The following is a 13240-nucleotide window of genomic DNA, read 5'->3' on the forward strand; positions in this document are numbered from 1 at the left end:
CGATGTACGCGTGGATCTGGCGCAAGCTGCCGTTCGGAGTTCCGGGCAAGCTGATCGGCTCGCTGCTGATCACCGCGAGCCTGCTCGCCCTGCTCTGGTACGTCGTCTTTCCGTGGGCCGAACCGCTGCTGCCATTCGACGACGTCCAGGTGACCCAGGACGACGGCGTTCCCGGTGATCCGGCCGGCGAGCCGGGGGTGGACGGCGAGGATCCGGGGGTCGGCGGTGAGCCGTCCGGCGACGGGCACGAGTTGCCGTACGACACCACCCGGAACAACACCCCGCCCCCGAGCCCGAGCAGGTAGGCCGATGCGCGTCCTCGTGATCGACAACTACGACTCGTTCGTCTTCAACCTCGTGCAATATCTGGGCCAGCTCGGCGCCGACTGCGAGGTACGCCGCAACGACGAGATCGACCTCGCCGAGGTGGGCCGGCTCGACGTGGCCGGGGTGCTGCTCTCTCCCGGCCCCGGTACCCCGGACCGGGCCGGTGTCTGCCTCGACGTGATCCGCGAGTACGCCGGCAGGCTGCCGATCCTCGGCGTCTGCCTCGGCCACCAGGCCATCGGCGCCGCCTTCGGGGCGACCGTCGAGCGGGCACCCGAGTTGCTGCACGGCAAGACGTCCGAGGTGCGGCACCGGGACGTGGGCGTACTGGCCGGGCTGCCGGACCCGTTCACCGCGACCCGGTACCACTCGCTCGCCGTACTGCCCGAGACCCTGCCGGCGGAGATCGAGGTCACCGGCTGGACCGAGTCGGGCGTGGTGATGGCGATCCGGCACCGTGACCTGCCGATCGAGGGCGTGCAGTTCCACCCCGAGTCGGTGCTGACCGAGGGTGGCCACCTGATGCTGGCCAACTGGCTCGCCGGTTGCGGCCTGCCCGCCGCACTGGACCGGGCTCCCGCGCTGGCTGCCGAGGTCGACGCCCGGCGCCGGGCCGCCTTCGTCACGGTCTGACCCGCGCCACTCCCGGCGCGGTCTGACCGGGCCGCACAGGTGCGATCAGCGTGATTCCGGGCGGGTCGCCGACGGGTTCACCGGTGGGAACAGCCCACCCCCGCCGCCGCCGTTGCCCGTCCCGGTGGTGGGCGAGGGCGTGGGGGTGGGCGGGGTCGGGTCGTCTTCCTCTTCCGGCACGCTCACGGTGATCGTCACGGTTGTGCTGGTCGCCCTCTTCGACCCGCCGGGCGGGTTCTGCCCGGTCACCTCGCCGGCCTCGGCGGGCGGCACCGGCTCACCGTCGACGACCTTTACCTCGAAGCCGGCCTCCCTCAGCCGATCCCGGGCCTCGTCCTCCTGGAGCCCGAGGACCCGAGGCACCTCGACGACGTTGCCCCGGGAGACCTCGACGGTCACGGTGCTGCGCGGGGCGACCTTCTCACCCTCGTCGGGATCGACCTTGGTGACGATGCCCTTCGGTTCGGTGCTGTTCACGTCCTTGCGTTGCACGGTCAGTCCGAGGCCCTTGAGCTGGCCTTCGACCGCCTCGAACCGCCCGCCCACCAGGTTCGCCGGGATCGTCACGGTGCCGGGGCCGGCACAGACCCGGATCTCGACCTCGGTGCCCGGGTCGACCTTGGAGTTCGGCTGCCGGCTCTGCGAGGTGACCTCCCCCACCTCGCAGTCGTCGCTGGTGTCCGCCGCGCCGAGCTTGGGGGTCAGCTCGGCCTGGCGCAGCGTGTTCTCGGCGGCCTCCTGGGTGCTGCCGACCACGTCCGGCACCTCGACGTCGGCCGGCGTGCCGCCGCCGTTGTTGTTGTTGTTGAGCATCAGGGCGGCGACCAGGGCGATCACCGCGAGCACCCCGAGACCGCTCAGCGTGGCGATCACCCAGGCGGACGCCTTGCGGCGCCGGGCGTCGCCGACCCGGGCCGGCGGCATCGGCCGGCCCCCGCCGGTCTGGATCGGCCGAGTGGTGGCGGTGTGCGACATCGCCATCGTCTCGTCCTCGCGCAGCACCGGGGTGGCCATCACCGGCCGGCCGGCCGCCGCGCGGAGCAGGTCGGCCCGCATCTCCGCCGCGCTCTGGTAGCGGTTGAGCGGGTTCTTCGACAGCGCCTTGAGCACGATCGCGTCGATCGGCGGGGTGACGTCCGGGTTCAGATCACTCGGCGACGGCGGATCTTCCCGTACGTGCTGGTAGGCGACGCTGACCGGGCTGTCGCCCACGAACGGCGGATGGCCGCAGAGCAGCTCGAACAGGACACAACCGGCGGCGTAGACGTCCGACCGGGCGTCCACCGCCTCGCCCCGGGCCTGCTCCGGGGAGAGGTACTGGGCCGTACCGATCACCGCGCTGGTCTGCGTCATCGTGGTGGCACCGCTGGCCAGCGCGCGGGCGATGCCGAAGTCCATCACCTTGACCTGGCCGGTCTGGGTCATCATCACGTTGCCGGGCTTGATGTCCCGGTGGATGATGCCGTGCCGGTGGCTGAACTCCAGCGCCGCGCAGACGTCGGCGGTGATCTCCAGGGCCCGCCGGGGCATCAGCCGACCCTCGGCGGCGAGTACCTCCTTGAGCGTCCGGCCGTTGACGAACTCCATGACGATGAACGGCAGCGTCTCGCCGGTCGGCGCGATCTCCTCGCCGGTGTCGTAGACGGCGACGATTGCCGGGTGGTTCAGCGACGCGGCGTTCTGCGCCTCTCGCCGGAAACGCATCTGGAAGGTGTCGTCACGGGCCAGATCGGTACGAAGCATCTTGATCGCGACGTCGCGGCCGAGCCGGAGGTCGCGCCCACGGTGCACCTCGGCCATGCCGCCGTAACCGAGCAGCTCGCCGACCTGGTACCTGCCACCCAGCAGGCGGGCCTGCGCCGTCATCTCGTCTGTCGTCCTTCGCTCATCTGGTCACCCCGTCGGGGCCCACGGTCCGCTGCACCAGACGGTACGGCGCACCGGGTGGTGCGTCGCGTCCGGCTTCCGACCGCAATTCCGTTGTCGCCGCCTGGGGCGCTGGCATGCTGCTGTTCTGGTTTCGGTTCTCTGTCAACTTGAAGGCAATCACGCCCGAGCAGATCAGTACCAACAGGCCAAGCACGACGAAGAGCGCGATCAGCAACGAGCGGTTCCCGGGCGACGGCGGCGGTGAAGCCGGACGCCCCGGATACGAGTATGCGGCCTCCGGCCGGGGCCGGACCGGCTGCGGCACCGCAGCCGCACCCCGGTTGTAACCGCCGGGTCCGACCGGCGCCGCGCCGGCCGGCGGCCGCGCCACCGGCCCGACGGCCGGCGAGTGCGGTGCGGGCGATGCCACCCGCGCGGCGCCGGGTGGCACCCGGGGCGCGGGCGGGACCGAGGTCGGCCGGGGCGGCATCGCGGGCGCGGGTGGCTGCGGTGCGGGGCGCTGCGGCGGCACCGGCAGCGAGGCGACCGGCCGGCCGGGCTGGTTGGCCATCCCGATCGTGGCGGCGGCCTGCCGGGACACCGCCGCCAGCTCGGCGGCGCTCTGCCAGCGGGCCTTCGGGTCCTTCGCCATCGACCGCTCGACGATCGCCCGGATCGCCGGCGGGATGTCGCCGGGAAGCTGCCGGGGAGTGTCCCGGACGTGCTTCATGGCGATCTCGATCGCGCTGTTGCCCTCGAACGGCCGCCGGCCGGCGAGACACTGGTACGCGACCACCCCGAGCGCGTACACGTCGGAGCAGGCGGTGGCGACCTCGCCGGCCGCCTGCTCCGGCGAGATGTACGACGCCGTGCCGAGCACCGAGCCGGCGGCGGTGAGCTGGCCGACCAGGGCCGAGCGGGCGATGCCGAAGTCGGTGAGCACCAGCGTGCCGTTCGGCCGGACCAGCAGGTTTCCCGGCTTCACGTCCCGGTGCACGATGCCCTTGTCGTGCGCCGCCTGCAACGCGTCGGCGGCCTGCGCGACCAGTGCCATGGTGCGGGCCGGGGTGAGCCGGCCGACCCGGCTCAGCGTCCGGGACAGCGCGTCGCCCTCGACGTACTCCATGACCAGGAAGGCGATCTGCTGGTCGCTGCCGTAGTCGTAGACGTCCACCACCCCGGGGTGGTTGATGGTGGCCATGGTCCGGGCCTCACCCCGGAAGCGCTCGGCGAAGCCCGGCTCGTCCAGCAGCGCCGGCAGCAGGATCTTGACCGCCACCGTACGGCCGAGCACCTCGTCGGTGCCCCGCCACACGTCGCCCATGCCGCCGCCGGCGATCCGCTCGTCAAGGCGGTACCGGTTACCGAGCAGCACTCCGGGCTTCAGCATCTCAGCGGCCTCCCCGGTCGGTGATGACCGCCCGCATGATCAGCTGGCTGATCCGCGCCGCCTCGGCGCTGCCACCCGGCCCGGCGGCCTCCAGGAAGACGCAGACCGCGGAGACCGGCTTGCCGGCGTCGTTGATCGCGAACCCGATGAACCAGCCGTGGTCGTCGCTGTTTCCACCGGTCTCGGCGGTACCGGTCTTGCCGCCGACCCGGTAGTCGTTGATCCTCGCGTTCCTGCCGGTGCCGTTCTGCACCACGCTGACCATCATGTCCTGGAGCTGCTTGGCGACGTCGGCGCTGACCGGCTCGCGCAGCTCCTTGGGGACCGCGGTGTAGTAGTCGGTGGTGCGGTCCGGGCCGAGCTGCTGCTGCACGAGGTAGGGCCGCATCTGCCGCCCGTCGTTGGCCACCGTGGCCGCGATCAGCGCGCCCTGCAACGGGGTCATCCGGACGTCGTTCTGCCCGATCGAGGACATGGCCACCTGCGGCGGGTCGTCGTTGCCGTCCGGGGTGGCCATCTCGCCGGTACGGCTGGCCGCCACCTTCTGGCCCGATCCGTTGAGCCGACCCACGGTCAGCTCGTCGTCCTCGAACCCGAACTGGCGGGCCTCGTCCTTGAGCTTGTCGGCACCGAGCTTGACCCCGAGCTGGGCGAACCCGGTGTTGCAGGACTCGGTCAACGCCTGGGTCAGCGTCACCTGGGCCTCCGGGCAGATGCTCGGCGCCGCGTTGCGGATCGGCTGGCCGGCGGTCGGCGCGAGGTAGTTCGGACCGGCCGGGATCCGCTGGCCGGGGTCGTACCCGTTCTCCAGCGCGGCGGCCGAGGTGATGACCTTGAAGGTGGAGCCCGGCGGGAAGGTTTCGGAGAGCGCCCGGTTCTTCAGCGGGCCGTCCTTGGCCGCGTCGAGCTGGTCGTACGCCGCCTGGGCCTGCTTGGTGTCGTGGTCGGCCAGCGGGTTCGGGTCGAAGCTCGGCATCGAGACGAGTGCCTGGATCGCCCCGGTGGTGGGGTCGAGCGCCACCGCCGCACCCTTGGTCACGTCGTTGCGGTTGTTGGCCAGCTCACGGTAGGCGGTTTCCTGGGCCCGGGGGGAGAGGGTGAGCAGGATGTTCCCGCCGGCGGTCTGGTTGCCGGTGAAGAGGTCCCGCACCCGGTCGCCGAAGAGCTGGTCGCTGGTGCCGGCGAGGAAGTCGTTCTCGCTCTTCTCGATGCCGGTGTCGGCCAGGTTGACCGGCTTGTACCCGAGCGCGTGCGCGTACACCTCGCCCTTGGGGTAGGTGCGGAGGAACTTGAGTTTGCCGCTGGTCTCCTTGCTGGTCGCCAGGGGCGTTCCGCCGGCCTCGATGATCCCGCGCTTGCGCTCGTACTCGGCGACCTGGACCCGGCCGTTGTAGTCGCTGTTGCGATATTCGTCGGCCTTGTACGCCTGCACGTAGTTGAGGTTGACGAAGAGCAGGCCGAACAGGACCATCACGACGACGCCGATCTTGCGCAACGGTGCGTTCATGGCCTGATCACCTCCGTTGTGGCGCCGTGCAATTGTGCCGGCGGCCCGGCGGGTGTCCCGCTGGGCCGGGCCGGGGAAGCGGAGTCGACCGGCCGGCGCGCGGCGTCGGAGATCCGGAGCAGGGCCGCGACCAGCAGCCAGTTCGCCATCAGCGACGAACCACCGGCGGAGAGGAACGGCGTGGTCTGGCCGGTGAGCGGGATGAGACCGCTGACCCCACCGATGATCACGAAGAGCTGGAGGCAGACCGTGAAGGAGAGGCCCCCGGCGAGCAGCTTGCCGAACGAGTCGCGGACGGCCAGCGCGGCCCGCAGCCCCCGCTCGATGATCAGCAGGTAGACCACCAGCAGCGCGGAGAGCCCGAACAGCCCGATCTCCTCGCCCAGCCCGGCGAAGACGAAGTCCGTGTGCACCTCGGGAATCTCGGTCGGCTGCCCGGCGCCGGGGCCGGTCCCGAAGAGCCCACCGGTACCCAGCCCGAGCAGCCCCTGGAGGGTCTGCCAACCACTGCCGTACGGGTCGCCGTACGGGTCGAGCCAGATGTCCACCCGGGTGTAGAAGCTGGCGAACGGGCCCCCGACGGTGCTGCCGAGATACCAGGCGAGCACGGCACCGCCGAAGAAGAGCAGCAGGCCGATGATCAGCCAACTGACCCGTTCGGTGGCGATGTAGAGGGTGACCACGAACATGCCGAAGTAGAGCAGCGAGGTGCCGAGGTCCTTCTGGAAGACCAGCACCCCGAGACTGATCAGCCAGACCACGATGACCGGGCCGAGGTCCCGGCCGCGCGGGAAGTCGATGCCGAGGAAACGCCGGCTGGCCAGCGAGAGCACCTCGCGCTTGCGCACCAGGTAGTAGGCGAAGAAGACCAGCAGGGCCAGCTTGGCGAACTCACCCGGCTGGATCGTGAACCCGCCGACGCTGATCCACAGCTTGGCGTCCGACTGCGGGTTCACCTGCGAATACTTGGCGGGTAGCAGCGCCGGGGTGATCACCAGAACGATGCCGGCCAGGACCAGGGTGTAGGCGTACCGGGAGATCGCCCGGTGGTCGCGGATCAGCACCAGCAGCCCGGCGGCGAGCGCCACCGAGAGCAGCGTCCAGGCGAGCTGCCGCCCACCGGTGCCGGAGAACATGGTGAGGTCGGCGCGCTCCTCGGGAGTGGTCCGGCCCAGGTCCAGCCGGCGCAGGAAGGCCACGCCGAGGCCGTTGACCAGGGCGACCGCCGGCACCAGCACCGGATCGGCGTACGGCGCCAGGAACCGGATCACCACGTGGATCGCCAGGAAGACGGCGGTGATCGACGCGATCGGCACCCAGAAGTCGAACGTCACCGTGTCGAGCAGGTTCGCCTCGGCCGTCGCCGCGTACGCCGCCACCACGACCATGGCCAGCAGCAGCAGCGCCAACTCGGCATTCCGCCTGGACCTGGCGGCGAATCGGACACGTGGCAGCTCGCCCGTTGGTGCGGGCGTCGATGCCGATCCAGGCGGGGCGGTCACGTGAATTCCCTCGGATCGTCGGAGCTGACGCTCACTCGATCGACCGGCATCCCGCAGGGTCGGTGACCGGCGGGATCGGGTCGGACGGTGGCGCGTCGGGCGTGTCCGCCGGAGTGGCGGTCGCCCGCACGGTCTGGCCGGGGGTAGGAGTGGGCGCGGACGGGGTCGGCGTGGTGGCGCTCGGCGTGGGGGTCGGGCCGGGCGTGGCGCTCGGCTGGCAGAGCGGCTTCAGGTTGGGGTTGCCCGGGTCCTCGTTGGTCAGCTCGGCGAGCCGGCGTACCGCGTCCGGCTCGTCGTCGGCCTGGATGCCCTGCTTCACCTGCTCCTGGGCGGCGTCGGTCAGGTCGTCCAGCTTCGTCGGGCTGGTCGCGTGCACGTTCGACAGGTCGAGCCCGGCGATCCGGCCCGGAATGCCCTGGAAGACCGCGAGCTGACCGTCGTCGGTGGCACCGACATAATATTGCCGCTGGGTGTAGTCCCAGCCGAACCAGAGTCCCGCGCCGACCACTCCGAGCAGCGCCACCACGATTACGGCGGTACGCAGCGGATGCCGGTGCGGACGCATCGACTCGTCGTCGCCGGCCGGTTCGGGCTCGGCCGGCTCCGGGCTGGCCGGACGCGGCGGGGAGAGCGCCGAGGCCCGGGCGGCCGGCGTCGAGTCGTCGGCCGAGGTCGCCATGCCCCGGTCCCGGGAGGCCGCGCCGCCGACTATCGGGGCCGCCTCCAGGATGTCCTGGTCGCTGGCGTCCGCGATGATCACGGTGATGTTGTCCGGACCGCCGCCCCGGAGGGCGAGCTGCACCAGCCGCTCGACGCAGGCCTGGGGGTCCTTGAGGTTGCGCATGGTGTCCGCGATGGTCTCCGCGCTCACCACGCCGGAGAGCCCGTCGCTGCAGATCAGGTAGCGGTCACCGGTGCGGACCTGGCGTACGGAGTATTCGGGGTCGATGTCGCGACCGTCCAGCGCCCGGGTGAGCAGCGACCGCTGCGGGTGGCTGCTCGCCTCCTCCAGGCTGATCCGGCCCTCGTCGACCAGCATCTGGACGTACGTGTCGTCCTTGGTGATCTGGGCGAACTCGCCCTCGCGGAGCAGATAGGCACGGGAGTCACCGATGTGCACCATGCCGATCTTGCTGCCCGAGAAGAGCAGAGCGGTGAGCGTGGTGCCCATCCCCTCGAGATGCGGATTGGCGTCCACGGTGTCGCGCAACTGTTGGTTGGCGGTGTCCACGGCCGAACGCAGCGCGTCGACGAGGGCGTCACCCGGGACGTCCTCGTCGAGCGGGGCCATGGCACCGATGACGATGTTGCTGGCGACGTCACCGGCGGCCATCCCACCCATGCCGTCGGCCACGGCGAGAAGCCGTGGCCCGGCATAGACGGAATCCTGATTGCCGTCTCGGATCAGCCCGCGGTCGCTGTGCGCCGCGTAACGCAGGGTCAGAGTCATGGCCGTAATTCGAGAGAAGTGCGGCCGATCCGGATCGGCACGCCGAGGGGGACGGGGGTAGGTCCGGTGACCTTAGCGCGATCGAGGTAGGTCCCGTTAGTCGAGCCGAGATCTTCGACGAACCACTGCCCGGATCGGGGCACGAGCCGGGCGTGCCGGGCCGAGGCGTAGTCGTCGGTGATCACCAGCGTGGAGTCCTCCGCCCGGCCGATGGTGATCTGTGCTTCGCCGAGCGTGATCCGCGTACCGGCGAGTTGGCCGCCGGTGACGACCAGCTGGTGCGCCGCCCGGCCCCGTTTGACCTTCGCCGGTTTGTTCTGTCCCAGCGCGGCCCCCACCCCGCGCGGCGCGGCGACGAGGCGACTGGACCTCGCGCCGGCGAAGAGGTCCCGACGGATCACCCCGACCACCGTGAAGACGAAGATCCACAGCAGGACGATGAAGCCGATCCGGGCAACGGTGATAACAAATGGGGGCAAGGTGGTTAGCCGTCCACGCGGAAGGTCAGGGTGGTGGTGCCGAGCTGGATCATGTCGCCCGGGTTGAGCGCCACGGCCGAGACCCGCTGCCCGTTGACCATGGTGCCGTTGGTCGACCCGAGATCGGTCAGCACCACCTGGGCACCGTCGAAGTCGAGCCGGGCGTGCCGGCGGGAGATGCCGACGTCCGGCAGCCGCAGGTTCGCCTGGTCACCCCGGCCGATCACGGTCGAACCCATCTGCAACGGATAGGTGCGGCCGTCGCCGGAGACGAGCCGGATGTTGCGACCACCGGCGCCGTGTCCCGGCGGTGGGCCGTAGCCGCCGCCCTGGTCGTACGGCGGGTAGCCACCCGGCTGCTGGTCGTATGGCGACTGGTGCACCGGGGCGACGTCGCCGCCGGTGTAGACCTCGGCGGTGACCCGGAACATCCCCGTGTCGAGACCGTCCCCGCGCTCGATCTCGACGATGACGTCGCCGTAGACCGTCCACGCCTGCTCGCCGATGAACTCCGCCTGCGACTGGGCCAACTCCTGGGCCAGCGCGGCGGCGTACGGCGCCAGCCGACTGTGGTCGTACGGTGAGAGATCGATCACGTAGCGGTTGGGTACCAGGGTGCGCCCACCGGCGAGGATCGCCTTGTGCGCCTCTGCCTCCCGCTGCATCGCGTTGAGGATCTCGACAGGGTGCACGACCCCTTTGAACACCTTTGCGAAGGCCCCCTCGACCAGGCCCTCCAGACGCTTCTCAAAGCGTTGCAGCACGCTCACCGGCTCCTCCTCGGGTTCCGAGGACATGATGGTATCCGGCCGCCGCACGTGCGGCTCGCACGCCGCTCGGCCGCCTGCAGCCGGCCTCTCCTCAGCGGCCGGGGTTGGTCGTGCTACTCTTCCATCCGCTGCGGGCAGTAACGCCCGCAGCGGCAGTAGGGACAGCGTAGTATGTCCCGGCACATGCCGAAGAGCGGGCTCCGGACATGATTGTTATTGTCCTGTGGCGCGCTCGGGGGATGAGCCGGGTTGGTCCGAGCCCTTTCGTCGAGAGGGCACGGGGCGACGCGGGTCACGCCTCGCAAGGGGAAGTGGCGGAATGGCAGACGCGCACGGTTCAGGTCCGTGTGCCCGAAAGGGCGTGGGGGTTCAACTCCCCCCTTCCCCACCGCTTCGAGGGGCTCCGTGGTGACACGGGGCCCCTCGTTCATATCGGGGCAAAGGCGCCACCGCGCTATGCTCCGGTGGTTTCCGACCCGAGGGCGAACCAGGAGTGACGTGTGACAGTCGCGTTGGTGACCGGATCCGGCGGCCTGATCGGATCCGAGGCGGTCCGGCACTTCGCCGGGCTCGGCCTGGACGTGGTCGGAATCGACAACGACATGCGCCGGCGGTTCTTCGGCCCGGAGGCGTCCACCGCGTGGAACGTGCTGCGGCTCACCAGTGACCTCGGCGACGCGTACACGCACCACGACGTGGACATCCGCGACCGGGACGCGCTGGCCGAGATCTTCCGGCGGTACGGCCGGGACATCGGCGTGGTGATCCACACCGCCGCACAGCCCTCGCACGACTGGGCCCTGCGCGACCCGTACACCGACTTCGACGTGAACGCGGGCGGCACGCTGAACGTCCTGCAGAACGTCCGCGAGCACTGCATCGACGCGCCGGTGATCCACTGCTCCACCAACAAGGTCTACGGCGACCGGCCGAACAGCCTCCCGCTGGTCGAGCAGGAGACCCGCTGGGAACTCGCGGCGGACCACCCGTACTTCGACGGCATCAAGGAGGACATGTCGATCGACGCCTCGCTGCACTCGGTCTTCGGCGCCTCCAAGGTCGCCGCGGACGTGATGGTGCAGGAGTACGGTCGCTACTTCGGCATGAAGACCGCGTGCTTCCGGGGCGGCACGCTGACCGGTCCGGCGCACTCCGCCACCGAGCTGCACGGCTTCCTGGCGTACGTGATGCGCTGCAACATGGAGCGCCGGACGTACAAGATCTTCGGATACAAGGGCAAGATGGTCCGGGACGCGATCCACAGCCACGATGTGGTCGCCGCCTTCGAGGCGTTCTTCCGGGAGCCCCGCTCGGCCGCGGTCTACAACCTCGGCGGCGGGCGGCACTCGAACTGCTCGCACCTGGAGGCGTTCGCGCTGGCCGAGCAGATCACCGGGCAGGAGATGGTCACGGAATACCACGAGGCCAACCGGGTCGGCGACCACCAGTGGTGGATCGGCTCCAACGCCGCCTTCCAGCGCGACTACCCGCACTGGAAGCAGATCTACGACGTGCCGATGATCCTCCAGGAGATCTACGCCGCCAACGTCGACAAGTGGGTGCCGCAGGGCGGGGAGAAGGCGTGATCTCGCGGGGTAAGCGGAACGTGCTCGGTGTCCTGGTCGACGCGGTCGACTACGAGGCCGCGACCGAGCAGGTGGTGGCCGCCGGTCGGGAGCGCCGGCCGATGGCGCTGACCGCGCTGGCCGTGCACGGGGTGATGACCGGGGTGCTCGATCCGGCGCACAACGCCCGGCTCAACGCCTTCGACGTGGTCACCCCGGACGGGCAGCCCGTGCGGTGGGCGCTCAACCTGTTGCACCGCGCCGCGCTGGCCGAACGGGTCTACGGCCCCGACCTGACGCTGAGCGTGCTGGCCAGGTTCGCCGACGAGGGCATGCCGGTCTATCTCTACGGCTCCACCGACGCCACGCTCGCCCGGCTGATCCCGGAGCTGGAGCGGATGTTCCCGGCCCTGAAGATCGCCGGGGTGGAGTCGTCGAAGTTCCGGCCGGCCCGGCCGGGCGAGGACGCCGAGATCGCCGACCGGATCCGCTCCTCCGGGGCCCGGCTCGTGCTGGTCGGGCTCGGCTGCCCCCGGCAGGAGATCTTCGCGTACGCGATGCGGCCGCTGCTCGACATGCCGCTGATGGCGGTCGGTGCGGCCTTCGACTACCACGCCGGCCTGCTCCGCAAGCCGCCACCGTGGATGCAGCGGGTCGGCCTGGAGTGGTTGTGGCGGTTCGGCCTGGAGCCGAAGCGCCTGTTCCACCGCTACATGGTGCTCAACCCGGCGTACGTGGCCCGGCTGACCGCGCAGCGGCTCGGCATCTGGAAGGCCACCCCGCCGGCTCCGGCGAACGACCGCCCGGCCACCTTCGCGGTCTGACCCGCCCGTCCGGGTCCGGGTAGGGCTGCCCCTACCCGGGAGAGGCCGGTCGCCGGGAGTGTTTCGCCGGTGCCCGGTCCGATTGACTCACTGCCATGGACGCGGTGCGGCTGGCGGAGGTCAGCAGACGGTACGGCTCGGGCGACAGCGCGGTCACCGCGCTGGACCGGGTAACCCTCGGTTTCGCCAGCGGCACGTTTACGGCGGTGATGGGTCCGTCGGGTTCCGGCAAGAGCACGCTGTTGCAGTGTGCGGCCGGCCTGGACCGGCCGACCGCCGGCAGCGTGACCGTCGGCGACGTCGACCTCGGTGGGCTCTCCGAGACGAAGCTGACGCTGCTGCGCCGGGACACCATCGGTTTCGTCTTCCAGTCCTTCAACCTGCTTTCCGCGCTCACCGCCGAGCAGAACGTGGCACTGCCGCTGCGGCTGGCCGGGCGCCGGCCGCGCCGGGGTGACGTCCGGGCCGCGCTCGCCGCGGTGGGGCTGGCCGGACGGGCCCGGCACCGGCCGGCCCAGCTCTCCGGAGGCCAGCAGCAGCGGGTCGCGATCGCCCGCGCGCTGATCACCCGTCCCCGGGTGCTCTTCGCGGACGAGCCGACCGGCGCGCTGGACTCGACGGCCGGACGCGAGGTGCTGCGGCTGCTGCGCGGGCAGGTGGACCGGGCCGGGCAGACGATCGTGATGGTCACCCACGATCCGGTGGCGGCCGGGTACGCCGACCGGGTGGTCTTCCTCGCCGACGGTCGGGTGGCCGACGAACTGCGCCAACCGACCGCGTCGGCGGTGGCGGAGCGGATGACCGCCCTGGAGCCGGCCGTACCCGAGGCCACCGCCCCGGAGCCGGTCCGGCTCACACCGGCCCCACTCGGCGCGGACCGGCTCGCACCGGACCGGCTCGGATGGGATCGGCCCGGATGGGATC

At 70.9% G+C, this 13240-nt stretch carries 11 protein-coding genes, 1 tRNA gene and 1 pseudogene; 6 read left to right on the forward strand and 7 right to left on the reverse strand.

Translation table 11 applies throughout. The features are described 5' to 3' along the window. Window positions 1-2 precede the first annotated feature (2 nt). Both AAH979_RS27565 and AAH979_RS27570 read left to right on the forward strand, forming a co-directional pair. Window positions 3-305 (forward strand): hypothetical protein, encoded by a 303-nt coding sequence (locus AAH979_RS27565; protein ID WP_346261038.1) that lies wholly within the window; start codon window positions 3-5, stop codon window positions 303-305. Window positions 306-309: 4 nt separating this feature from the next. Further along, complete coding sequence (locus tag AAH979_RS27570; RefSeq protein ID WP_346261039.1) at window positions 310-960, forward strand: aminodeoxychorismate/anthranilate synthase component II; 651 nt, start codon at window positions 310-312, stop codon at window positions 958-960. Between the two features lie 45 nt (window positions 961-1005). Here AAH979_RS27570 and pknB read toward each other — a convergent pair whose 3' ends face one another. The 7 genes from pknB to AAH979_RS27605 all read right to left on the reverse strand — a co-directional run bounded on the left by pknB (window position 1006) and on the right by AAH979_RS27605 (window position 9954). Next, the gene (gene pknB, locus AAH979_RS27575) at window positions 1006-2826 is read right to left on the reverse strand and encodes a Stk1 family PASTA domain-containing Ser/Thr kinase (protein WP_346261040.1); all 1821 of its coding nucleotides are present in this window, start codon (window positions 2824-2826) and stop codon (window positions 1006-1008) included. A 19-nt stretch (window positions 2827-2845) separates the two neighbouring features. Beyond that, a complete protein-coding gene (locus tag AAH979_RS27580; RefSeq protein ID WP_346261041.1) occupies window positions 2846-4219 on the reverse strand; it encodes a protein kinase in 1374 nt (457 codons plus the stop codon). Window position 4220: 1 nt separating this feature from the next. Next, the gene (locus tag AAH979_RS27585; protein WP_346261042.1) at window positions 4221-5726 is read right to left on the reverse strand and encodes a penicillin-binding transpeptidase domain-containing protein; all 1506 of its coding nucleotides are present in this window, start codon (window positions 5724-5726) and stop codon (window positions 4221-4223) included. Continuing rightward, entirely contained in the window at window positions 5723-7114 is a 1392-nt protein-coding gene (locus tag AAH979_RS27590) for an FtsW/RodA/SpoVE family cell cycle protein (protein ID WP_346261112.1), read from the reverse strand. Before AAH979_RS27590 ends, AAH979_RS27585 begins: the two co-directional genes overlap by 4 nt. Before the next feature lie 145 nt (window positions 7115-7259). Next, a complete protein-coding gene (locus tag AAH979_RS27595) occupies window positions 7260-8678 on the reverse strand; it encodes a PP2C family serine/threonine-protein phosphatase (RefSeq protein ID WP_346261043.1) in 1419 nt (472 codons plus the stop codon). After that, the gene (locus AAH979_RS27600; RefSeq protein WP_107263173.1) at window positions 8675-9157 is read right to left on the reverse strand and encodes an FHA domain-containing protein; all 483 of its coding nucleotides are present in this window, start codon (window positions 9155-9157) and stop codon (window positions 8675-8677) included. Before AAH979_RS27600 ends, AAH979_RS27595 begins: the two co-directional genes overlap by 4 nt. Window positions 9158-9162: 5 nt before the next feature. Beyond that, the gene (locus tag AAH979_RS27605) at window positions 9163-9954 is read right to left on the reverse strand and encodes a DUF3662 and FHA domain-containing protein (RefSeq protein ID WP_318398479.1); all 792 of its coding nucleotides are present in this window, start codon (window positions 9952-9954) and stop codon (window positions 9163-9165) included. Window positions 9955-10232: 278 nt separating this feature from the next. Here AAH979_RS27605 and AAH979_RS27610 point away from each other — a divergent pair. The 4 genes and pseudogenes from AAH979_RS27610 to AAH979_RS27625 form a co-directional block, all read left to right on the forward strand. Beyond that, window positions 10233-10315, forward strand: a tRNA-Leu gene (locus AAH979_RS27610). Between the two features lie 112 nt (window positions 10316-10427). Then, on the forward strand, window positions 10428-11513 hold the full coding sequence (locus AAH979_RS27615; RefSeq protein WP_346261044.1) for an NAD-dependent epimerase/dehydratase family protein: 1086 nt from the start codon (window positions 10428-10430) through the stop codon (window positions 11511-11513). Continuing rightward, window positions 11510-12316 (forward strand): WecB/TagA/CpsF family glycosyltransferase, encoded by an 807-nt coding sequence (locus tag AAH979_RS27620; RefSeq protein ID WP_346261045.1) that lies wholly within the window; start codon window positions 11510-11512, stop codon window positions 12314-12316. The genes AAH979_RS27615 and AAH979_RS27620 overlap by 4 nt, the downstream gene beginning before the upstream one ends. Window positions 12317-12411: 95 nt before the next feature. After that, a pseudogene (locus AAH979_RS27625) lies at window positions 12412-13128 on the forward strand (ABC transporter ATP-binding protein); the annotation flags it as partial. Window positions 13129-13240 lie beyond the last annotated feature (112 nt).

It is taken from the genome of Plantactinospora sp. ZYX-F-223 (assembly GCF_039649625.1).
Lineage (GTDB): Bacteria > Actinomycetota > Actinomycetes > Mycobacteriales > Micromonosporaceae > Plantactinospora.